The sequence below is a fragment of the uncultured Helicobacter sp. genome, assembly GCF_949282165.1.
In the GTDB taxonomy this organism is placed as follows: Bacteria; Campylobacterota; Campylobacteria; order Campylobacterales; family Helicobacteraceae; genus Helicobacter_F.
The window spans coordinates 25708-45896 of sequence record NZ_CASDOV010000009.1; the positions used below are offsets into that span (position 1 = coordinate 25708).

At 49.5% G+C, this 20189-nt stretch carries 20 protein-coding genes; 13 read left to right on the forward strand and 7 right to left on the reverse strand.

Going from position 1 to position 20189, the window contains the following annotated elements:
* Positions 1–3 precede the first annotated feature (3 nt).
* From ACH2BK_RS05940 to panC, 4 genes are read left to right on the forward strand one after another with little or no spacing between them, the layout of a single operon-like run.
* Positions 4–1320 (forward strand): outer membrane family protein, encoded by a 1317-nt coding sequence (locus ACH2BK_RS05940; protein ID WP_395002557.1) that lies wholly within the window; start codon positions 4–6, stop codon positions 1318–1320.
* 3 nt (positions 1321–1323) lie between these two features.
* Complete coding sequence (locus ACH2BK_RS05945; protein WP_395002559.1) at positions 1324–2382, forward strand: asparaginase; 1059 nt, start codon at positions 1324–1326, stop codon at positions 2380–2382.
* Positions 2383–2406: 24 nt separating this feature from the next.
* Positions 2407–3228, forward strand: coding sequence for a 4-hydroxy-3-methylbut-2-enyl diphosphate reductase (locus ACH2BK_RS05950; RefSeq protein ID WP_395002561.1), 822 nt, complete (start codon positions 2407–2409; stop codon positions 3226–3228).
* A gap of 8 nt (positions 3229–3236) precedes the next feature.
* Positions 3237–4082 (forward strand): pantoate--beta-alanine ligase, encoded by an 846-nt coding sequence (gene panC / locus ACH2BK_RS05955; RefSeq protein ID WP_395002563.1) that lies wholly within the window; start codon positions 3237–3239, stop codon positions 4080–4082.
* Here panC and hypF read toward each other — a convergent pair.
* A complete protein-coding gene (gene hypF, locus ACH2BK_RS05960) occupies positions 4079–6448 on the reverse strand; it encodes a carbamoyltransferase HypF (RefSeq protein ID WP_395002565.1) in 2370 nt (789 codons plus the stop codon). The genes panC and hypF overlap by 4 nt on opposite strands.
* 80 nt (positions 6449–6528) lie before the next feature.
* Between hypF and ACH2BK_RS05965 the strand changes: the two genes are divergently transcribed.
* On the forward strand, positions 6529–7146 hold the full coding sequence (locus ACH2BK_RS05965; RefSeq protein WP_395002567.1) for a class I SAM-dependent methyltransferase: 618 nt from the start codon (positions 6529–6531) through the stop codon (positions 7144–7146).
* An 8-nt stretch (positions 7147–7154) separates the two neighbouring features.
* Positions 7155–8507: an MATE family efflux transporter gene (locus tag ACH2BK_RS05970; RefSeq protein ID WP_395002569.1), complete on the forward strand. Its 1353-nt coding sequence runs from the start codon at positions 7155–7157 to the stop codon at positions 8505–8507.
* Here ACH2BK_RS05970 and ACH2BK_RS05975 read toward each other — a convergent pair.
* The 6 genes from ACH2BK_RS05975 to recA are packed head-to-tail and all read right to left on the reverse strand — an operon-like array spanning position 8504 to position 12377.
* Positions 8504–9007, reverse strand: coding sequence for a shikimate kinase (locus tag ACH2BK_RS05975; protein ID WP_395002571.1), 504 nt, complete (start codon positions 9005–9007; stop codon positions 8504–8506). The two genes, ACH2BK_RS05970 and ACH2BK_RS05975, sit on opposite strands and share 4 nt — an antisense overlap.
* Positions 9008–9604: an AMIN domain-containing protein gene (locus tag ACH2BK_RS05980; RefSeq protein ID WP_394997340.1), complete on the reverse strand. Its 597-nt coding sequence runs from the start codon at positions 9602–9604 to the stop codon at positions 9008–9010.
* On the reverse strand, positions 9601–9858 hold the full coding sequence (locus tag ACH2BK_RS05985) for a hypothetical protein (RefSeq protein WP_394997341.1): 258 nt from the start codon (positions 9856–9858) through the stop codon (positions 9601–9603). Before ACH2BK_RS05985 ends, ACH2BK_RS05980 begins: the two co-directional genes overlap by 4 nt.
* Positions 9859–9872: 14 nt before the next feature.
* Positions 9873–11150, reverse strand: coding sequence for a phosphopyruvate hydratase (gene eno, locus ACH2BK_RS05990; protein ID WP_395002573.1), 1278 nt, complete (start codon positions 11148–11150; stop codon positions 9873–9875).
* 35 nt (positions 11151–11185) lie between these two features.
* Positions 11186–11380 carry a hypothetical protein gene (locus ACH2BK_RS05995; RefSeq protein WP_394997345.1) on the reverse strand — a complete coding sequence of 65 codons (195 nt, stop codon included), beginning with the start codon at positions 11378–11380 and terminating at the stop codon, positions 11186–11188.
* Complete coding sequence (gene recA, locus ACH2BK_RS06000) at positions 11334–12377, reverse strand: recombinase RecA (protein WP_394997347.1); 1044 nt, start codon at positions 12375–12377, stop codon at positions 11334–11336. The genes ACH2BK_RS05995 and recA overlap by 47 nt, the downstream gene beginning before the upstream one ends.
* 147 nt (positions 12378–12524) lie before the next feature.
* Here recA and ACH2BK_RS06005 point away from each other — a divergent pair, with 147 nt between their 5' ends.
* From ACH2BK_RS06005 to ACH2BK_RS06035, 7 genes are all read left to right on the forward strand, one after another.
* Positions 12525–13427 carry a menaquinone biosynthesis family protein gene (locus ACH2BK_RS06005; protein WP_395002575.1) on the forward strand — a complete coding sequence of 301 codons (903 nt, stop codon included), beginning with the start codon at positions 12525–12527 and terminating at the stop codon, positions 13425–13427.
* 23 nt (positions 13428–13450) lie between these two features.
* The gene (locus ACH2BK_RS06010) at positions 13451–14470 is read left to right on the forward strand and encodes a glycosyl transferase family 90 (RefSeq protein ID WP_395002577.1); all 1020 of its coding nucleotides are present in this window, start codon (positions 13451–13453) and stop codon (positions 14468–14470) included.
* A 135-nt stretch (positions 14471–14605) separates the two neighbouring features.
* Positions 14606–15952 (forward strand): UDP-glucose dehydrogenase family protein, encoded by a 1347-nt coding sequence (locus tag ACH2BK_RS06015; protein ID WP_395002579.1) that lies wholly within the window; start codon positions 14606–14608, stop codon positions 15950–15952.
* Positions 15930–17420 carry a hypothetical protein gene (locus ACH2BK_RS06020; RefSeq protein WP_395002582.1) on the forward strand — a complete coding sequence of 497 codons (1491 nt, stop codon included), beginning with the start codon at positions 15930–15932 and terminating at the stop codon, positions 17418–17420. The genes ACH2BK_RS06015 and ACH2BK_RS06020 overlap by 23 nt, the downstream gene beginning before the upstream one ends.
* Entirely contained in the window at positions 17421–18206 is a 786-nt protein-coding gene (locus ACH2BK_RS06025) for an NAD-dependent epimerase/dehydratase family protein (RefSeq protein ID WP_395002585.1), read from the forward strand.
* On the forward strand, positions 18184–19137 hold the full coding sequence (galE, locus tag ACH2BK_RS06030; protein WP_395002588.1) for a UDP-glucose 4-epimerase GalE: 954 nt from the start codon (positions 18184–18186) through the stop codon (positions 19135–19137). The genes ACH2BK_RS06025 and galE overlap by 23 nt, the downstream gene beginning before the upstream one ends.
* 14 nt (positions 19138–19151) lie before the next feature.
* On the forward strand, positions 19152–20189 hold a 1038-nt coding region (locus ACH2BK_RS06035; RefSeq protein ID WP_395002590.1), incomplete at its 3' end, for an FAD-dependent oxidoreductase.

The window sequence follows — 20189 nt, forward strand, 5'->3', positions numbered from 1 at the left end:
GCGATGGCACAAAAACTTCTAATAACTCTAAGCCTCTTAAGCCTAGGGCTTTGGGCGCAGGATTCTCTAGATTCTGTGGAACGCAGCACAGAATCTAGCAAGCAAAATGGCTTTTTTTATAGCGGCGGAATGGAACTTTTTAACAAAAATGCCACCACGCTCGCAGGGAGCTTCCCCAACAACACCTATGGCTACGCGCTAGGGCAGATTAATGTGGGCTACAAATATGATAATTTTGAAGTCGTGCTAGGTGGCGTGGGCGCAGGGCTCACACACGATTCTACTAAAGGCTTAGCGTTTAATCACATAGGCTTTTGGAGCGGCTATCACAATGAACTTAATCCCGAGCGCAGCAGTGCGAGAGATGAGGCGCACAATCTCTTTGTGCATAATGCCTATGTGCGATTCCAAAATGAGAGTCTTGATATCAAACTCGGGAGATTCAAACAAGAAGATGATGATTGGATCGATGTGTATGCAGAGGGCGTGAATGCTATCCTGCGCGCTAGGGGCTTGCACCTAAAGCTTTTTAGCACAAGCGGGCTGGCAATCGTGGGCAGTGGATGGCTGATGGATTATGAGCGGTTATTCTCTACCTATGGGATTCTAAACGCCGAGGTGGGCTATGCAAATGAGCATTTTAAGCTCGATGCCTATGTGTATTATGGCAATCGCGAGTATATCGCACCGGGAGTGAATCTCGAGGTGTATGCAGGAGATCGCGACACTCTTAAATCCACAACCAAGCTTACCGCGCTTTTCCCCTACCATCACAAAGGTATGGAGGGCATTAGGCGACATTATTTCGCGGATTTTGGGGATGGGGATTCTTCAGGGTGGAATGCCACGCTTGTGGCGCGGCAGGACTTTGACTTCTTGCGACACTATAATGTAGCCCTTGCGGTGTATAAAAACATAGGCAATGCCAACGCGCGTATGGGGCAGCCGGGCAATCCTCTAGGGCTCTACACGCTTGATAATAGCGTCTATAGCCACGGACCCGCACTCAATGCGCTTGTGGCACCCGATGCCTTTAGCGCGCTCTTTTTTAGCAATATCACGCTAAGCAGTGCTAAAGCGGGGGATTTTATCTTTGGGCTTGATGGACGCTACACCACCGCACCAAGCGCACGCGAACACTCGCTCAAAGCCCATATTGATTGGGAAGTAGATTCACAGCTCACACTTAGCTTAATTGCGACTTATTATATCTCTACGCCGCTAGAGGCAAATGTGTGGGCGATAAATGGCGCGAGCTATGAGGCGGGCAAGGCACTTGATAGAAGTTATGTGATCTCACAAGTGGGATATAGCTTTTAGCCAATGCAGTGCGCGACAACCCCTCCCCTCACGCCTCAAGATTCTATAAGCACACAATGCACTAATGCCAAATCCCCTCGCCCCAATGTTGTAATCCTAGCTACCGGCGGGACTATCGCAGGCGTGGCTAGCTCACACACACAAAGCATAGATTACAAGGCTGGGGCACTTGGCATTGAGGTGCTCCTAGACACTTTGCCCGAGTTGGGCGCGCTTGCCACGCTCCAATGGGAGCAGGTGGCTAATATCGATAGTGCCGATATGACAGATTCACTATGGCTCACTCTGGCTAAGCGCGTCAATGCCCTTTTGGCACAAGAACACATCGATGGTGTCGTGATCACACACGGGAGCGATACGATGGAGGAGAGCGCGTTTTTTTTGCAGCTAGTGGTGGCAAGCCCTAAGCCCGTGGTGCTCACAGGGGCTATGCGACCAAGTAACGCAATCAGCGCCGATGGGGCTAAAAATCTCTACAACGCCATAGCCCTCGCAAGCCATAGCAATGCGCGCAATAAAGGCGTGATGATTGTGATGAATGATAGAATCCAAAGCGCGCGATACGGGGCTAAAACCCACACGCACAACCTCGATGCGCTCACCTCACCAAATAGCGGCGATATGGGCTACATCCTAGATGGCAGGGCGCATTTTTACTACACGCTCCCGCTGCACACCACACAGCGCACCTTTTGTGTGGATACACTCACACAGCTCCCAAAAGTCGCCATTTTGTATTCCTATGCCAACGATTACTCAGGCGTAGCCGCAAGGGCGTTGTATGCAGCGGGGATAGAGGGTATCATCGTGGCAGGCAGCGGTGCGGGCAGCATACATCGCGCCCACAAGGAAGTGCTACAAGAGCTTATGCAACAAGGCTTAGTCGTAGTAGTGAGCACGCGCGTGGGCTGCGGGATCGTGCAAGTGGGCGGGGTGGATTCTAAACGCGGCTTTATCAGTGCTAGAAGCCTCAATCCCCAAAAGGCTAGAGCACTCCTCCTGCTAGCCCTCACGCGCACGCGCAATCCCGCAGAGATAGCCCAAATCTTTGGGGAGTATTGAATCTAAACCTTAAAGGAGTAAATTATGGAAGTAAAACTAGCCAAAAACTATGGATTTTGCTTTGGTGTCAAGCGCGCGATCAAAATCGCCCAAGATCACAGAGATTCTATCACGCTCGGACCGCTTATCCACAATGCCAAGGAGATAGCGCGCTTAAAGCGGGATTTTAATGTCGATTTGAGCGAGGATTTGGAAAATCTAGAATCTAACAGAAAGCTCATCGTGCGCACGCACGGAATCCCCAAAAAAGATCTAAAGCGTCTGCAAGAGCAGCATTTTGAAGTGATTGATGCGACTTGCCCCTTTGTGCGCAAGCCCCAAATGATCGTCGAGGAGATGAGCAAGGAGGGCTACCAAATCATCGTTTTTGGCGATAGGGAGCACCCAGAGGTTAAAGGCGTGGTGAGCTATGCCACAGATGGCGCGCATATCATCGCGGGCATAGAGGATCTCCAATCCCTCAAACTCCACAAAAAAATCGCCCTCATCTCCCAAACAACCAAGCAGCCCGAGATTTTTGCCAATATCGCGGGGTATTTGAGTATGCGCGTGGCGGAAGTGCGGGTGTTTAACACGATTTGTAACGCGACATTTGACAACCAAAGCGCGGCAGATTCACTCAGCAAGGAAGTGGATATAATGATTGTCGTGGGGGGCAAAAACTCCTCAAACACCAAGCAGCTCTTATATATCTGTGAGAAAAATTGCGTGAGCTACCTCATCGAAGATGAGCAGGAGCTGCAAAAAGAATGGTTTGAGGGCAAAAAAGTGTGTGGTATCACCGCGGGGGCGAGCACGCCAGATTGGATTATCTCAAAGGTGCAGCAGGAGATTCTAAGCTACTAGGAGGCAGTATGCAGGTGTTACAAAGCATAAAGGAGCTAAAGGCATTTAGAGAGAGCCTAGGTGTGCAGAGCGTGGGGCTCGTGCCGACTATGGGGGCATTGCACAAGGGGCATTTAAGCCTCATTAGTGAATCTAGCCGCCACAACGCCCACACAATCGTGAGTATCTTTGTCAATCCCACGCAGTTTGGACAAAATGAAGATCTTAGCACCTATCCGCGCACGCTGGAGCAGGATTTGGCATTGTGTGAGAATCTAGGCGTGAGCGCGGTTTTTGCACCTAGTGTGGAGGAGATGTATGCAAGCGATGATGAGATTGCCATACTGCCGCCCAAGATGATGGGCTATGTGCTTGAGGGCTTTGATAGACCCACACACTTTGCGGGCGTGCTGCAGGTGGTGCTCAAGCTGTTTATGCTCACGCGCCCACACAAGGCGTATTTTGGCAAAAAGGACGCCCAGCAAGTGCTCATCGTGCAAAAAATGATAAGGGATTTGCACCTGCCCCTTGAGATTGTGGCATGCCCTATCGTGCGCGATGATGATGGTTTGGCATTGAGCTCGCGCAATGTGTATCTAAGCGCACAAGAGCGCGAAAGTGCGCTGTGTATCCCACGCACGATTGAGCATATAGAATCTGCCATAAATCAGGGCGTGCTAGAGACAAAAGAGCTAGAAAATCTCGCGCGCCAAACGCTAGATTCTAGCAAAAGCCTCACGCCCATACATATCTTTTATGCGTATTTTTGTGATCACTCACTCGCGCCAATTGCGCGTATCAAGCGGGGGGAGAGCCTCTTTTTGCTCGCTGTGCGGGTGGGTAGGACGAGGCTACTTGATAATCTATGGTGCTAGGAGCTTGTGCGCGCAAGGGTGCTTAGAATCTGCCCAAAGCTAATGCCCCCATCATTGCTTGGGTATTGCTCGGGGAAGCGCGCCTTTAAGCCATTTTGGGTAAAGAGCGCGGTGATTTTTTCACACAAGAGTTTGTTAGCAAAAACCCCGCCGCTAAAGAACACTTCCTTAGAATCTCTAGGCATATGCGTGCGTGCGATAAGAAGCGCGATGTGGCTTAGGGTGTTAAAAAACTTCGCGATGATGTGTTTAATTGGGAGCTTTTTGGCTATATCTTCACAAAGCGCGCGCACAATCTCCCCAAGCCCTATGCGCATAGAATCTACCCACACAATCGGATAATGCTCCGCTGTGCGCGTTTGGCACAGAGATTCTAAGAGCGCGCCACACTGCCCATCATAGCTCACATTTTGGCACACGCCTAGCAGATACGCCACACCATCAAAGAGCCTGCCCACCGAGCTAGTGCGGGGTGCGTTGAGATTTTTTGCCCTCATTGCGCACAATGCCTCAAGCTCGTGCGCGCTAAAGTGCTGGGCTATGAGATTCACAGACTCTGGGGCGAACTCTAGAATCAGTGCGAGAGCTATGCGCCGTATGTCTGTGATAGCCCTCTCCCCACCAAGCAGGCTAAACTCCGCGATACTTGCCACGCGCCTTGCCTCATAGAGATTGCCCACAAACGCCTCTCCACCCCAAATATGCCCATCGCTCCCTAGCCCCGTGCCATCCCAAACAATCCCAAGGTGCTGCGTGTCCCTGCCAAAGTGTCCATACTCCCCAAGCACCGCGCAAAAATGCGCATAATGGTGCTGGACAAGACAGAGATTTGCGCGCTGAAACCAAAGATTAGGGCTTGTGGGCGCATCGTGAGGAATCTCGCTAGCTATGGGCGTGTCGTGAGATTGCGCGCTAAAGCTCCTAGCAAGCATGCTCGAGGCATAATGTGGGTGCATATCACACACATAGAGGGCAAACTCACGCGCCTGCAATCCAAAAAAACCTAGCAGGGAATGCAGTGTGTCTGTGTAGTGCTGCTGCGTGGGCACATTCTCCAAATCCCCCATATACGGCGATGTGAGCGCGTAAGCCCCATCACTTAGGCAAAAACTCGCCTTTTGGTTTGCCCCAAATGCCAGAATCTTTGTGGGCGCAAAGGTGCGCGGGAACTTGAAAGTCTTTGGCGCGTAGCCTCGAGAAAGGCGCAAGATTCTGGGTTTGCCCGCAATAAAGCGCATAATACTATCATCGATACGATGCACAATGGCGCGATTATAGCTTAGTAGCGCGTCGTGGATAGGCGTGGGGGCGGTGAGCTCGCGCGCGTTTTTGGCGATAGGTGCGCCGCTTTGGTTGGCACTTGTAAAGATAAGCGGCACGCCCACTCTCTCGCACACAAGGTGCATAATACCGCTATAAGGCAGCAACACGCCGATAGTGTCTAGCTCTGGGGCGATGAGGCTAAGCGCGGCGGGGCTAAGAGCAGAATCTGCTGCTAGGTGCTTGCGCTTTTTTAATAGCACGATGGGGGCTTGTGGGCTTGTGAGCAGGGCAAACTGCGCGTTGGAGCAATGCGCGAACTTCTCAATCTGCGCCCTATCGCGGCACATAATCACAAAGGGCTTGTGTGGGCGATTTTTGCGCTCTCTTAGTGTGCGCAGGGCGTGGGGCATATCTGCCCTCGCCACAAAGGCATAGCCCCCAATGCCCTTAAGTGCCACGATTTGCCCACGCCCCAAGGCAGAGATTACAGAATCTAGCGCCGCGCCATCATACGCGCTATGCTCATAATCAAGCCTAATCCCACAAGCACTGCACGAAATAGGCTGGGCGTGGAAGCGTCTATCGGCGGGATTGTGATACTCCCTCTGGCAGGATTTACAGAATCTAAACGCGCGCATTGCGCTATTGTGTCGCTCATAGGGCAAGGCATAGAGCATACTATAGCGCGCCCCGCACTGCGTGCAGGCACAAAAGGCATAATGGGCAAAGCGCCCACTGCCCCGCATATCCGCACAGCAGGATTCACACATTGCCATATCTAGGGGCACCTCTAGGGCGAGTGGATAGGGGCTTTGGGCGGGGTGGCTTTGGGTTAAGATTCTAAAATCCTCGCACGCCGCTAACATCGCTATGGGAGTGGATTGTATATGCGTGATTTTGCTAGACTTTGGGGCTTTGGATCTAAGCAGAGAGAGGAAGCTCTCATACTGCGCACTTGAGGGATTATAGAGCATAATCTCCACACACACAGAGGTGTTGCACACAGAGCCCCTAAGCCCAAGAGAATGCGCGAGGTTATACACAAATGGGCGAAACCCCACGCCCTGAATAATGCCAAAAACCCTGATTTGATAGCTTTTCATAGGGGAATTATAATATTTTAATGTGCTTTTTGTGCGCGGGGGCGTATAATTTTACTCTCACTTTACACAAATGGAATCTCATGCAAGAAGATGCTATCCGATGGGACAAACGCCACGCACAGGGCTTTATGCCTCAAAGCCCAAGTGCGATTTTGCGCGAGTTTGCGCCGCTGCTGCGCACATACACAAAGCGTGGGCGCGCAAATGCGCTTGATATAGCCTGTGGCAATGGGCGCAATGCGAAGTTTCTCGCAAAGCTAGGCTTTAGCGTGCTGGGCGTGGATATCTCCCAAGTCGCGCTAGATTCACTCCAAGGCGTAGAGGGTGTGCGGGGCTTGTGCGTGGATTTGGATCACTTTGAAATCCCACAGGGGAGCTATGATGTGGTATTAAATTTTTATTTTTTAGACAGGCGACTTTTTAGGGGGATTAAAGAAGGCATAAAGCGCGGTGGGATCGTGGTGTTTGAGACTTTTTGCGCGGTGCCAAAAATCTATGATAGAGAGATTTTCTCCCAGCTCCCCGCACACAGAAGCCTACAAAATGGCGAGCTAGAGCGGGCGTTTAGCGGGTGGAAAATCCTGCATAATGCTTATGGGATCGCTTATAGGAGTGCGAGTGAATCTAGCAGCCAAAATACGCAATCTACGCGCCAAAATGTCTATCTCACACAAAGTTTCGTCGCACGCAAACCCTAAGGGCAACTATGCGCACATTCTCGCTCAAACAAAAGCTCTATAAAATCACTGCTATCGCTCTGCCAAGCGGGGCGAACTCCCTGCTAGATATGGCAAATATCACGGTGGGAATGTATTTTGTCTCGAAGTTTTCTAAGGAGCATATCATCGCGCTCAATGTGGGAATGAGCTACATTATGATGCTTTTTGCTATCACTGCGATTTTTTTCATCGGGACAAGCGCGCAGGTGGCTAGATTCTATGGGGCGAGGGAGTGTCAAAAGCTAAGAGAGGTGATGGGCAATAACTTCCTCATCGCGCTCATTCTCTCTCTCCCGCTGCTTGTGTTGGCGTATGCGTGTAGCGAGGCTTATTTGGATTGGATGGGCAAGGGCGTGAGTGGCGAGGCAAAGCATTTGGGGCTAGAGTATTTGGGGATTGTCGTGTTTGGTATCCCCGCACTGATGGCAAAAACCATCTGTGTAGCGGGACTATCAGCCCTTGGGGATACTAAGCGCGTGATGTATATCAAGCTCATCACCACCACGCTCAATGTCGTGCTCAATTATGTGCTCATTTTTGGCTTTGATTTTGGGATTTTTGCTCTAGATTCACTAGGCGTGTTTGGTGCTGGGCTGTGCAATGTGTGTGTGACCTACCTTGAGGCGTTGCTGCTTTTTGGCGTGATTTATTGGCGCAAAAGCGTGCTTAGGTTTGCCTTTGTGCTAAAGGTGGAGTATAGCAGGGCGATGTTTAGCATTGGCGTGCCCGCGGGTATCGAGCGGTTTTTGACGCTCTTTAGCCTCGTGCTCACACAAAAATTTATGAGCGAGTATGGCGCGGATGTGATCGCAGGATTCCAAATAGGCTCTAAAGTCGAAGCCTTTATCCTAACCTTTGGGTTTGGATTCCAAGTCGCTGCTATGGCACTTGTGGGGCAGAGTCTAGGCAAAAAGCGTATGGACTTAGCCTATGATTTTTTAAAAACGCTTTTGGTGTTTTCAAGCGTGATTATGGGGATTTTGGGGCTTGTGATTTGCCTATGGGGCGTGGATCTCTCAAAAATCTTTAACGCAGAAGAAGCCGTGCTGCGCGCGAGCTTGTATTATATCATCGCTGTGGGGCTCTCTCAAGTGCCGCTTGTGATGATTTTTTGCCTCGATGGGGCTCTGCGCGGGGTGGGCGCGACGAAGCTCTCACTGATGATTAATGCCACGAGCATTTGGGTGCTGCGTATCGTGCCGATGTATCTGTGTGTCGCGTATCAGGGCGATGTGCGCATTGTGTTTGGGATTATTTTCTTAGAGACTTATTTGCGCGCGTGTGCCTTTGGAGCGGTGTTTAAAAGCGGGATTTGGGAGAGGTTTATTAGGAGATTCTAAGCGGGGTGTTTAGCGTCAAAATGCGCGAGGATAGCAGTGAGAATCTGCGGAATCTGGGCGTTAGCGTCAATGGTGTGCTGCGCGACTTTGGCATACACTTTTGCGCGCGCCTCATAGAGCTCCCTAGCCCTAGTCTCATTGCTAAAAAGCGGGCGTTTGGCGCGCTGTGCAGAATCTAAGCGCGCTGTAATCGTCTCAAAATCACTCTGCAAATAATAAATCTCGCCCACAGGGCGTATGTCGTTAAAAATCGGCATTCCCCCGCCCGTGGCGATGATAGCATTACACACATTGGCACTAAGCCACGCGATTGCCTTAGATTCTAACGCGCGGAAGCCCTGCTCCCCTCTATGCGCAAAAATCTCAGCAACACTCTGCCCCGTGCTAGATTCTATAAGCAAATCCGTATCAATCACAAACCGCCCCATTCTCTGCGCCAAAGCCGCCCCGATAGTGCTTTTGCCACTCCCCATAAAGCCAATAAGCACGATGTTTGCCACTTAGTGAAACTCCAGCATATAGCCATCGCGCTGCGAGGCAAGCTCATAGGCGTATTGCCCATCAAGCTCGAGGGAGATTCTATAAAAGCTCTCGTGGCTAGAAAAAATCACTTTTTTCACATACTTGCCCTCTAGCTCTTGGGCTTGATTGATAGCCTTGTCCATACCCTCAAAATCTAGCACGATGCGGTAGGGATTAGGCAGGATAAAATGCCGCACATTGGGGTATTTTGTGGCGATAAAGACTTTATTTTTGTCCAAATAGAGCTCAAACTCCCCGATATGTAGCCGCCTCTCTCTATCATAGCTCTTGCCGATAGCCTTTTGGGAAAGCTCAAGGGGATAGTGCCAATCAATGCCTTGATTGATGTCGATTTCTTTGGTGGCTATGGTGCCATCGATGTTTTGGTATGTGATACTCACTTTTTGCAGCACACGCGCGGTGGAAGGCAGGGCGATGTCGATACTTTGGAGAATCTCCCTTTTAGAATCTTTTTGGTTGTGCAAGCCCTCTTTAGGCGCGATAGAGGGCTCGAAGGGATCTTCTCTAGCTATGAGCAGGGCACAAAATGCAAAAAGCAGGATAGCAAGTCTCATTTTGGCTCCAAGCCTTTAAGCTCAAAAATATCTTTTTGAATCTTAGCGTTTTGCTTTTGGAGTGAATCCACCTCTTGAATGAGCCTCTCTTGCTGTTTTTTGAGGCTCAAAAGCGTATGAAGCGAGGCATTGCCAAAAAGTAGCGTCGCGCTATAAGCTAGCAGCACCGCGAGCACCGCAGCGACGATGAGAAAGCCTCTATTGACTTCTAGCCACCGCTTGAGTTTTGAGGGTTGTTCATAAAGCTCGCGCATACCGCCCCTTTAGGCTATTTTTTAAAAAGCTGCACGCCTAGATACTCGCTATTTGAGATTTGGGATTCTATCTCTAAGAGGCGATTGTATTTTGCGATTCTCTCGCTCCTAGCAGTAGATCCTGTCTTTATCTCGCCAGTATTTAGCGCGATAGCAAAATCCGCGATGAAACTATCCTCACTCTCCCCACTTCTGTGGCTCATTATGCACTTATACGCGTTGCGTTGGGCTAGGCGCACTGCCTGCATAGCCTGCGTGATAGTCCCGATTTGGTTTGGCTTTATCAAAATCGCATTGGCGATGTTTTTCTCAATCCCTTGTGCGAGGATTTTCCTATTAGTCACAAACAAATCATCGCCCACAAGCTGAATCTTATCCCCAAGTCGCTGCGTGAGATAGCTCCAGCCCTCCCAGTCATCTTCGCTTAGCCCATCTTCGATGGAGACGATCGGATACTTTTGCACCATCTCTTCATAATAGCCCACAAGCTCCCGTGAGCTTAGTTTGCGCCCCTCTCCTGCGAGATTATACATTCCACTCTCATCGACAAGCTCACTGCTCGCGACATCTAGCGCGATAGCTATCTCCTCGCCGGGCTTGTAGCCTGCCTTTTCAATGGCTTGGAGTATCACTTCGATAGGTTGGGCGTTGTTGGTAAGATTGGGCGCAAATCCTCCCTCATCGCCGATGCTTGTGATATGCTTTTGCTCGCTTAGAATCTTTTTGAGATACTGATACACTTCCGCACTTGCGCGCAACGCCTCGCTAAAGCTATCAAAGCCAAGTGGCATAATCATATACTCCTGAAAATCCACGGTATTATCCGCGTGGCTGCCGCCATTGATGATATTGAGCATAGGCACCGGGAGCACGAGGGCATTTGCGCCACCTAGATAGCGATATAGCGGTATGTGCAGGCTTTTAGCCGCTGCTCTAGCCACCGCCATAGACACGCCAAGCGTGGCGTTTGCTCCGAGTTTAGAGAAGTTTTGCGTGCCATCTAGATCTTTGAGCGTGGCATCAATAAGCCCCTGATCATACGGACTAGCCCCCACCAACGCCTCGCGTATGCTAAGATCCACATTTTCGCAAGCCTTGAGCACGCCCTTGCCCAAAAAGCGATTTTTGTCCCCATCACGCAGCTCTAAAGCCTCTCTTTTGCCCGTGCTCGCGCCACTTGGGACGATGGCACTCTCTTTTGTCCCATCGCTTAGCTCCACAATCGCCTTGATAGTGGGATTGCCTCGTGAATCTAACACCTCTTGAGAATAAATCTTACTAATATGCACCATATTTGCTCCTTGTATTTAGTTTTGGATTCTATCATTTAATGCAAGTTTGCTTCACAAACTTGATACCGCTTGTGGCAAGTGAATTGCCACTTCGCTCCGCTGCGCGTGCATACATTACCTGAATCTCTGTGCTTAGATTCAGTAGATTCTATAATGTCGCTAGTGAGCTTAGATTCTATAAATCTAGGCTTCGCCCTGCTCGGGCTCATCGGGCAGTGGCAGTATCTCATCTTTCACGCCGATTTGTTCGCGGATTTTGTTGGTGATTTCTTGGGCGATCGCGGCATTTTCTCTCAAAAACACCTTGGCATTCTCGCGCCCCTGCCCTAGCTTCATATCGCCATAGGAGAGCCACGCCCCGCTTTTATCGATGATATCAAGCTTCACGCCATAATCGATTATCTCGCCTTCCTTGCTAATCCCCTCGCCAAACATTATATCAAACTCCGCTTCCCTAAATGGCGGTGCCACCTTGTTTTTGACCACCTTTGCTTTAGCGCGGTTACCGATGTTTTGCTCATTTTGCTTGAGAGTGGCGATGCGCCGTATATCCACACGCACGCTCGCATAGAATTTGAGCGCGTTACCGCCCGTGGTTGTCTCTGGGCTGCCATAGCCCATTGTGCCGATTTTCATACGGATTTGGTTGATAAAAATCAGTGTGGCATTCATCTTGTGCAGCACGCCTGTGATCTTGCGCAGTGCGTGGCTCATAAGCCGCGCCTGCAAGCCCACGTGCTGATCGCCCATATCGCCCTCAATCTCTGCCTTTGGCGTGAGGGCTGCCACAGAATCTATCACGATGAGATCCACCGCCCCGCTGCGCGTGAGTGTCTCTAGGATTTCAAGTGCCTGTTCGCCGTTATCGGGTTGGGAGACGAGGAGGTTTTGCGTATCTACGCCTAGATTCTTAGCATAATACACATCGAGCGCGTGCTCAGCATCGATAAACGCCGCGATCCCGCCATTGCGTTGGCATTCCGCTACGATTTGGAGCGCGAGCGTGGTTTTGCCGCTAGATTCTGGACCATAGATCTCGATAATCCTGCCCTTAGGCACGCCGCCTATACCAAGTGCCATATCAAGCCCAAGCGAGCCCGTAGAGATCGCATCGATTTTCTCCACCTGCTTATCGCCAAGCCGCACGAGCGCGCCCTTGCCAAACGCCTTGTCAATCTGCTTGAGCGCAAGCTCGATGGCTTTTTGCCGCTTTTCATCTATCGCCATTGTTGTCCTTAGTTGAGTGATTTTTTGAATTCCGCGATTGTATCTTATGAAGTTTGAAAAATTTCTTTAAGCCCTGCGCAACAAACTTGGCTAAGCTATCTTTTGTTACAATGTCGCCAAAAGCCCAAAATGCGAGGAAGTCCCACGATGAGCACCCACACCAAAGCCCACCCACGATATTTCAAAACGCGCCATATCAGTGTGGCACACAGCCCCGATGCCGATGATTTGTTTATGTATTACGCACTCAATTTTGGCTGGATAGATTCAGATCTCGTGCGCTTTAGTGCGTGCGCTAGGGATATACAAACGCTCAATGATGCGACTTTGCGCGGGGAGTATGATATCAGCGCGATCTCCTTTGCGCTCTACCCGCTTGTGTGCGATGATTACGCGCTTTTGCGCACGGGGGTTAGCTTTGGCAATGGCTATGGACCCAAGCTCATCAAAAAGCGCACCACCACGCTCAAAAAAGACTTCAAAGTCGCCCTAAGCGGCGCGCACACGACTAATGCCCTGCTTTTCAAACTCGCCTATCCCCACGCGCGCATTGTGTATAAAAACTTCCTTGACATAGAATCTAGCGTGCTAAGCGGCGAGGTGCAAGCAGGCGTGCTCATCCACGAATCCATTCTTAGCTATGATGAAAGCCTCGTGGTAGAAGCCGAGCTATGGGACATATGGTGCGATCTCAATAAGCGCAATCTCCCGCTACCCCTAGGCGGTATGGCACTGCGTCGCTCCCTGCCGCTGACTATCGCGCTAGAGTGTGAATCCCTGCTCACCAAAGCTGTGGAAGTGGCGGTGCATAATAAGCCCCTGCTCTCGCGTATGCTCACGGAGCGCAACCTCATCAGAGTGGATTCTCAAAAACTCGAGACTTATCTCAATCTTTATGCCAATGCAGATTCTATAACTTTAAGCGCGTTGCAGCTAGAGGCACTTGATGTGCTTTTTTCTCTAGGGTTTAGTGCGGGATTTTATCCCCAAGTAATCAACGCCGCGCAGCATATGCTCCCGCGTGAGTATCTCGCGCAACGATATTCTTAAAACTCTTAAATAAGGCTTCATAAATGGCTTCGCAATTTGTCTATAACACCGCAAGTATCGCAAAAATCCTCACACCAAGCCTCATCACGCGCGCCCTTTTAGAATCTAAAATCGCCAAATTCTTTGCCCGCCTAGATTCTAGCGCACTAGATTCTCTCTCCTCACGCCTTAGATTCTATCATCGCATAAGCACGCCCTTTGCTATCACGCCCCTTGAGAGCCCAAAGCATTGCGAGCGGCTAGGCACCTATGCGCCGCATTATGGCAGGATAAAGGATAGCTATAAATGGCGAGCCTTTAGCACCTACCACTACGATATGCGCTCGTATGCGCGCTATTTTGACCAAAACTTAAAGCTCTATTATGGCTTTGGCGATGTGAATTATTACTTCACGCACCCCGCCATTACCAAATCCCGCCCTATACGCTCATCTCAAAACTCTATCCTCCTTAAACTCGCGCAAAATCGGCATTTTGTCTTTATCAAAGATCCTTATGGATTCAAAGACAAACAAGATATGATATTTTTTCGTGGGGCGTGCTATCAGGAGCATAGAGCGCGCTTTTTGCACAAGTTTTTTGACGCGCCATTTTGCGACATCGGACACACGGGCAATCCGCGCGTGCATACGCCCTATCTCAAGCCCAAAGTCTCCATCGCCAAGCATTTGCCCTATAAATTTCTGCTAAGCCTAGAGGGCAATGATGTGGCGAGCAACCTCAAATGGGTGCTTAGCAGCAACTCGCTGTGTATGATGCCTCGTCCCAAATACGAAACATGGTTTATGGAATCTACCCTAGAGCCAAATGTGCATTACTGCGAGATCGCTGATGACTACTCCGATGTGGAGGAGAAGTTTGAGTTTTTCCGCACGCACACAGAGGCAGCAGAGGAGATAATCCACAATGCCCATAGATTCTGTGCGCGCTTTTTAGACAAGCGCACCGAGGAAATGCTCAATATCCTCGTGCTACGCAAGTATTTTTGCTTAAGCGGACAGATTAGCATAAGCGCGATTGAGCGCGAGTTTTTTGGGCTCTAGTTCTAGATTCTAGGCTCTAGACTTTAGGCGCGTAGTCGCCCCAAAGAAGGCTACAAGCCACGATAGGGGCTCTAAGCACAACTTTAAGTTTGGGTGTGTTAGAATCCGCGCCTTTATCCCAATATAAGGAAAGCTATGCGTGTAACGATTATCGGTAGTGGGTATGTCGGGCTCGTGGCGGGAGCGTGCTTTGCGCAGATGGGCAATGCCGTGATTTGCCTCGATGTGGATTCTAAAAAGATCGAAAATCTCACAAAAGGCATTATCCCCATCTATGAGCCCGGACTAGAATCTATGGTAGCAGAAAACCACAAGCGAGGCAATCTGTGCTTCACTACCGACAAATCGCAGGCTCTAAGCAATGCCGAGGTGATTTTCATCGCGGTGGGCACGCCTATGGGCGAAGATGGCAGCGCGGATTTGCGGTATGTGGAGGCGGTAGCAGAGGATATAGGCGCGCATTTGCAGGAATACGCCGTGATTGTGGATAAATCCACCGTGCCCGTGGGCACTGCAAGAAAGGTGCGCGCTCTCATCGCACAAGGGCTACAAAAGCGCGGGGCGAAAGTGGAGTTTGATGTCGTGAGCAATCCCGAGTTTCTCAAAGAGGGCGTGGCGATAAAGGACTTTATGAGCCCTGATAGAGTCGTGGTGGGCGCGGATTCTCCAAAAGCCCTAAAGATAATGAAAGCCCTCTATGCACCCTTCCTTATTAAAAGCGATAGATTCATCGCTATGGGGATAGAATCTGCCGAGATGACTAAATACGCCGCAAACGCTATGCTAGCGACAAAAATCAGCTTTATCAACGAGATGAGCCAAATCTGTGAGCGCGTGGGCGCAAATATCAACGATGTGCGGCTAGGGATTGGCTCAGATTCACGCATTGGGTATAGCTTCATCTATCCGGGGTGTGGCTATGGCGGGAGCTGCTTCCCCAAAGATGTCAAGGCATTAGAAAAAGTCGCGCTAGATTGTGGCTACACGCCTAGAATCTTACAAGCCATCGACGCCGTCAATGCCGCGCAAAAAAGGCTTTTGGTAGAGAAAATCTGCGCACGCTTTGGCGAGGATTTGCGTGGCAGGACTTTTTGCGTGTGGGGGCTAGCCTTCAAGCCCGAGACGGACGATATGCGCGAGGCAAGCTCTTTGGTGCTTATCCGTGAGCTTATCGCGCGCGGGGCGAGGGTGCAAGCCTATGACGCTAAGGCGTGCGAGCAGGCGCGATTTTATCTTAGTGATGTGCTAGATTCTATCGAGTTTGCTAGCAGCAAGTATGAGGCGCTTAAAGGCTGCGATGCGATGGTGCTAGTAACGGAGTGGCGGGAGTTTAGAAGTCCGGACTTTGGGGAGATGGCTAAGCTTTTGAAAAGCCCCATAATCTTTGATGGACGCAATATCTACCACACGCTAAATCTAGAATCTAAGGGCTTTGAGTATTACCAAATAGGAGTGAGAGATGAAAAACCAAGTGGTAAGTGATGTAGAATCTAAAATCTATAAAATCATTCTTGTGTGCATCATCGCCTCAAGCGTAGTGGCTAGATTCTATCAGTATATTTTTCATAAAGACCTGTGGCTAGATGAAGCCATGCTCACATTTTCTATCACCAATATTTCTTTGTGGGATATGCTCTCTAAGCCACTTCCTTCGCTACAAAGCGCGCCACTTGGGTTTTTGCTCTGGACGAGATTGCTGTATGAGTTCTTTGGGGCGGGTGAGTATGTCTTATATTTCTTACCCTTTGTGTGCTCGCTTGGCACGATCTTTGTGGCTTATAAGATCTCTCAAACCTTACGCGATACTTTTAGCCAAACGCTGTTTATGCTCCTTGTGTGCGGCTCCTTGGGGCTGCTGTATTATGCCACCGAGTTTAAGCAGTATGGCGTTGAAGCGTTTTGTGGATTTTTGCTCCTGTATTTGTATATCAAGCGCATGCCTTTGTCAAAATTTTTGCTCATCAGTGGCGTTAGCGTGCTATTCTCACATACTATTATCTTTATTGCGATCGCGTGCATCATAGGCTACACATGGCAGAGCAAACACAATCTCAAAGCATTTCTCAAACAAAACACTTTGCCCATACTCGCACTTGGGGTGTTTTTTGTGGCGTATTATTTTTTGTATCTCAAGCACCAAGCTGGTGAGGGATTTTATAATTATTGGTCAAAATTTTTCTTGCCACATAATCCACTAGAATACCCAGCCTACATAAAAGACACGCTTTTAGACATCTATCTTGGATTTACGCCATTTGCGCGAGGCTTTGTTGTGCCTTTTTATATAGCACTTTCTTTTTTGGGGCTTGTGGCACTTTATAAAATCCGTAGGGATCTGTTTATAGTCACAATCAGCGCGCTTGGTATCTATGTAGGGCTTTCGCTGCTGCGCATCTATCCCTTTGGGCATGATGGTATCGTCGGTGGCAGACTTTCACTCTATATGTCGAGTATATTTTTTCTTTTATGCTCTTTAGGGGGGGGGGCAATATATACACGATACAAAAATATTAGAATCTTTAGAATTTTGAGCATGTTGTGTCTTATTGTGATATTTACATTACCTGCATTTTACAGACATGCTAAAGTTGTGATTGCTAACACACACTATTCGCAACAAACACATGCCTTTATCACACAAATAGCGACAAATCTTAGTTCACAAGATTGTGCATACATTTACAAAGCATCAGAAAAAGCTTTGAGTTACTATGCAAAACTTGATAATCTCGCATTTCCTTATATAGTCTTTGATGCTGACCTTGCCTCATTACGACAAGCACTCACAGAGAATAATTGCCAAAATGTGTGGATTCTCGCTAGCCACTTTCCTAAGGATCCATGGGTAAGTGATTTAGAGACATTGGTATATGAGATAGATCAAAATGCAATAATCTACACGAACACCGGCTCTATGCTCATAAGACTCTCACACAGACAAGGAAGCTAAATGCAATATATCCTTATCACTGGTGGGGCGGGCTACATCGGCTCACATACTAACGCCCTACTCAACGCATTAGGTGTGCGGACTATCGTGCTTGATAGTCTTATCTATGGGCATAAAGAGGCGTTGGAGATCAGTGAAAATACAGAATCTAAGAAACTTACAGAGTCCACCACCCCACAGAATCTTAGCAAGGCTTTGCCTAGTGAAATAGATTCAGTGTGCGGAACGCACCCTTTAAAAGCGTCGTCGGGGTGGGGGGAGAGGTTGAGAGGGGGGAGGGAGCGACTTCGCAATTCACGCCCCTCCCCCCTCTCGCATAAAACAAGCGATGTAGAGAATCTAGGAAGTATTCGTGAGAATGAGATTCCAAGAAATGAGGAAATACAGAATCTAGGCAACACAGAAACCAAAATAAACACAGAGAATCTAAAGGGACAGAATCTAGATTCTAAAATCTCCTCCTCACGAATATTCTCTAATTTCTTAGAATCTGGTGTGTTTTTCAAGGGGGGACAAGGGGGCTCGAATTGCGAAGTCGCTCCCCTTATCCCCCCTTTGACCCCCCAAACCCCCGACGACGCTTCTTACGGGTGCTCCGCACAGGATAATTTTACAGGCAAGCCAAGTGCAAAGCCTCAAGAAAACTTAGAATCTAGGACAAATTTAGAATTTAATACAGATTCAGAATCTAACGCAAATGCAGAATCTAACCTCCTAGATTCACAAATCTCACAAATCTCGCTAGAGGACTTTTTAGGCACAAATGGGGGGGGGGGCGAGTCTTAGCTTAGAATCTAACCAATCTCCCGAGAGCCACTCCGCTCCGCCCACGATCTTTATCCACGGCGATTTGTGCGACACGCAGCTTTTGCGCCAGATTTTTGCCACCTATCCTATCGAGTGCGTGCTGCACTTTGCCGCCTTTGCCTATGTGGGCGAATCCGTGCAGGATCCGCAAAAATACTACCTAAACAATGTCGCCAACACGCTCAATCTCCTCTCTGTGATGCGTGAGTTTGGCTGCCGCTCTCTCATCTTTAGCTCCACTTGCGCCACCTATGGCAATCCTCTCCAAATCCCCATCACAGAATCCCACCCCCAAAATCCCATAAACCCTTATGGGCGCTCTAAACTGATGGTTGAGCAGATTTTGCAGGATTTTGCCAAAGCCTACAACCTCTCCTATGTGATTTTGCGCTATTTTAACGCCGCGGGGGCGAGCAACTTCTTTGATATCGGAGAGTCTCACAATCCCGAGACGCACCTCATCCCCCTAATCCTACGCGCCGCCCTACACACCGCGCCCCTAGCCCACAAGTCAAACGCCAAAAAGCCCCAACAAGCCCCTAAACTAGAAGTCTTTGGGCTAGACTACCCCACCAAAGATGGCTCGTGCGTGCGGGATTATATCCATATCGATGATTTGAGCCTCGCGCATATCCTAGCGTGGCGGTATCTACGCGCTGGGGGGACAAGCGAGGTGTTTAACCTCGGCAATAATGAGGGCTTTTCCGTGCTAGAGGTGCTGCACAAAGCAGAGGAGATCACCCGCACAGAAATCCCCTACACACGCGCCCCGCGGCGCGCAGGTGATCCCGCCATCCTCGTAGGAGACTCCCAAAAGGCGCGCAAAATCCTAGGGTGGAATCCGCGCTTTTTCACACTCGAGGCGATTTTGCGCAGCGCATACCGCTGGCATAGCAATCAAAGATACTAACCAAAGGAGCAACTATGAACAAAAAACAAAAAGTCCTCATCATCGGGGCGGGTGCAGCGGGGCTAAGTGCTGGACGCGTGCTAGTAGAATCTGGCTATGAAGTGCAGATTTTTGAGGCAGATTCACAAGTGGGCGGGCTTAGCAAGAGCTTTGGGCTCTTTGGGCAGATTGTCGATGTGGGACCTCATAGATTTTTTAGCAAAGATGCGCGCTTAAACGACTTTTGGCTCGCCCACACACGCGGTGAGCACGAGCAGGTGCGCCGATTGACAAGGATTTTTTATAACAAAAAGTTTTTCTACTATCCCCTGCGCGGCTTTGATGCGCTCCTAAAACTAGGCTTCATAGAATCTAGCTTGTGCGCTCTAAGCTACCTCAAGGCAAAAATCAAGCCCTTTAAGGGCGATAGCTTTGAATCTTGGGTGGCAAATGCCTTTGGCTATCGGCTCTATAGCATATTTTTCAAATCCTACACGCAAAAGCTCTGGGGGATACCTTGTGATAAGCTAGATTCTGACTTTGCAGCACAGCGCATAAAGGGGCTCAATCTCTATGAGGCGGTAAAGTCCGCGTTTTTTGGCGATAGGAGCAAAAAGCACAAGACGCTTGTCGATGAGTTTAGCTACCCAAAGCGCGGGGCGGGCGTGGTGTATGAAAATATGGCGCGCGAGATTTTGGCGCGAGGCGGAGAGATCCACTGCGATACCAAGGTGCTACAAATCCTCACAAAAGACAAAAAGGCGAGAGGCATCGTGGTGCAAACACAAGAGGGGCGCAGGGAGGTAGCAGGCGATATCATCATCTCCACCGCGCCTTTTGATGAGATGGTGGGCTCTCTAAGTGAGCTAGATTCTCATACGCGCGCGCTTGTGGGGGAGCTAAAATTTAGGAATACGATTCTCGTGTATATAGAGGTGGGGAGTGAGACACAGGAAAACGGCTCTTTGGATGGGCATTCAGCTTTTGGCGATAAAAGCGGGAATCTACGCTCGGATTTTCAGTCACTTACCTCTAGTAAGCTCCTTCAATCCTCGCTTGATAACCCACTTTTC

Bases quoted from the DNA above. Each gene is read 5' to 3' on its own strand.
- ACH2BK_RS05940 (WP_395002557.1), top strand. From the start codon at position 4: ATGGCACAAAAACTTCTAATAACTCTAAGCCTCTTAAGCCTAGGGCTT.
- ACH2BK_RS05945 (WP_395002559.1), top strand. From the start codon at position 1,324: ATGCAGTGCGCGACAACCCCTCCCCTCACGCCTCAAGATTCTATAAGC.
- ACH2BK_RS05950 (WP_395002561.1), top strand. From the start codon at position 2,407: ATGGAAGTAAAACTAGCCAAAAACTATGGATTTTGCTTTGGTGTCAAG.
- panC (WP_395002563.1), top strand. From the start codon at position 3,237: ATGCAGGTGTTACAAAGCATAAAGGAGCTAAAGGCATTTAGAGAGAGC.
- hypF (WP_395002565.1), bottom strand. From the start codon at position 6,448: ATGAAAAGCTATCAAATCAGGGTTTTTGGCATTATTCAGGGCGTGGGG.
- ACH2BK_RS05965 (WP_395002567.1), top strand. From the start codon at position 6,529: ATGCAAGAAGATGCTATCCGATGGGACAAACGCCACGCACAGGGCTTT.
- ACH2BK_RS05970 (WP_395002569.1), top strand. From the start codon at position 7,155: ATGCGCACATTCTCGCTCAAACAAAAGCTCTATAAAATCACTGCTATC.
- ACH2BK_RS05980 (WP_394997340.1), bottom strand. From the start codon at position 9,604: ATGAGACTTGCTATCCTGCTTTTTGCATTTTGTGCCCTGCTCATAGCT.
- ACH2BK_RS05985 (WP_394997341.1), bottom strand. From the start codon at position 9,858: ATGCGCGAGCTTTATGAACAACCCTCAAAACTCAAGCGGTGGCTAGAA.
- eno (WP_395002573.1), bottom strand. From the start codon at position 11,150: ATGGTGCATATTAGTAAGATTTATTCTCAAGAGGTGTTAGATTCACGA.
- ACH2BK_RS05995 (WP_394997345.1), bottom strand. From the start codon at position 11,380: ATGAGATACTGCCACTGCCCGATGAGCCCGAGCAGGGCGAAGCCTAGA.
- recA (WP_394997347.1), bottom strand. From the start codon at position 12,377: ATGGCGATAGATGAAAAGCGGCAAAAAGCCATCGAGCTTGCGCTCAAG.
- ACH2BK_RS06005 (WP_395002575.1), top strand. From the start codon at position 12,525: ATGAGCACCCACACCAAAGCCCACCCACGATATTTCAAAACGCGCCAT.
- ACH2BK_RS06010 (WP_395002577.1), top strand. From the start codon at position 13,451: ATGGCTTCGCAATTTGTCTATAACACCGCAAGTATCGCAAAAATCCTC.
- ACH2BK_RS06015 (WP_395002579.1), top strand. From the start codon at position 14,606: ATGCGTGTAACGATTATCGGTAGTGGGTATGTCGGGCTCGTGGCGGGA.
- ACH2BK_RS06020 (WP_395002582.1), top strand. From the start codon at position 15,930: ATGAAAAACCAAGTGGTAAGTGATGTAGAATCTAAAATCTATAAAATC.
- ACH2BK_RS06025 (WP_395002585.1), top strand. From the start codon at position 17,421: ATGCAATATATCCTTATCACTGGTGGGGCGGGCTACATCGGCTCACAT.
- galE (WP_395002588.1), top strand. From the start codon at position 18,184: ATGGGGGGGGGGGCGAGTCTTAGCTTAGAATCTAACCAATCTCCCGAG.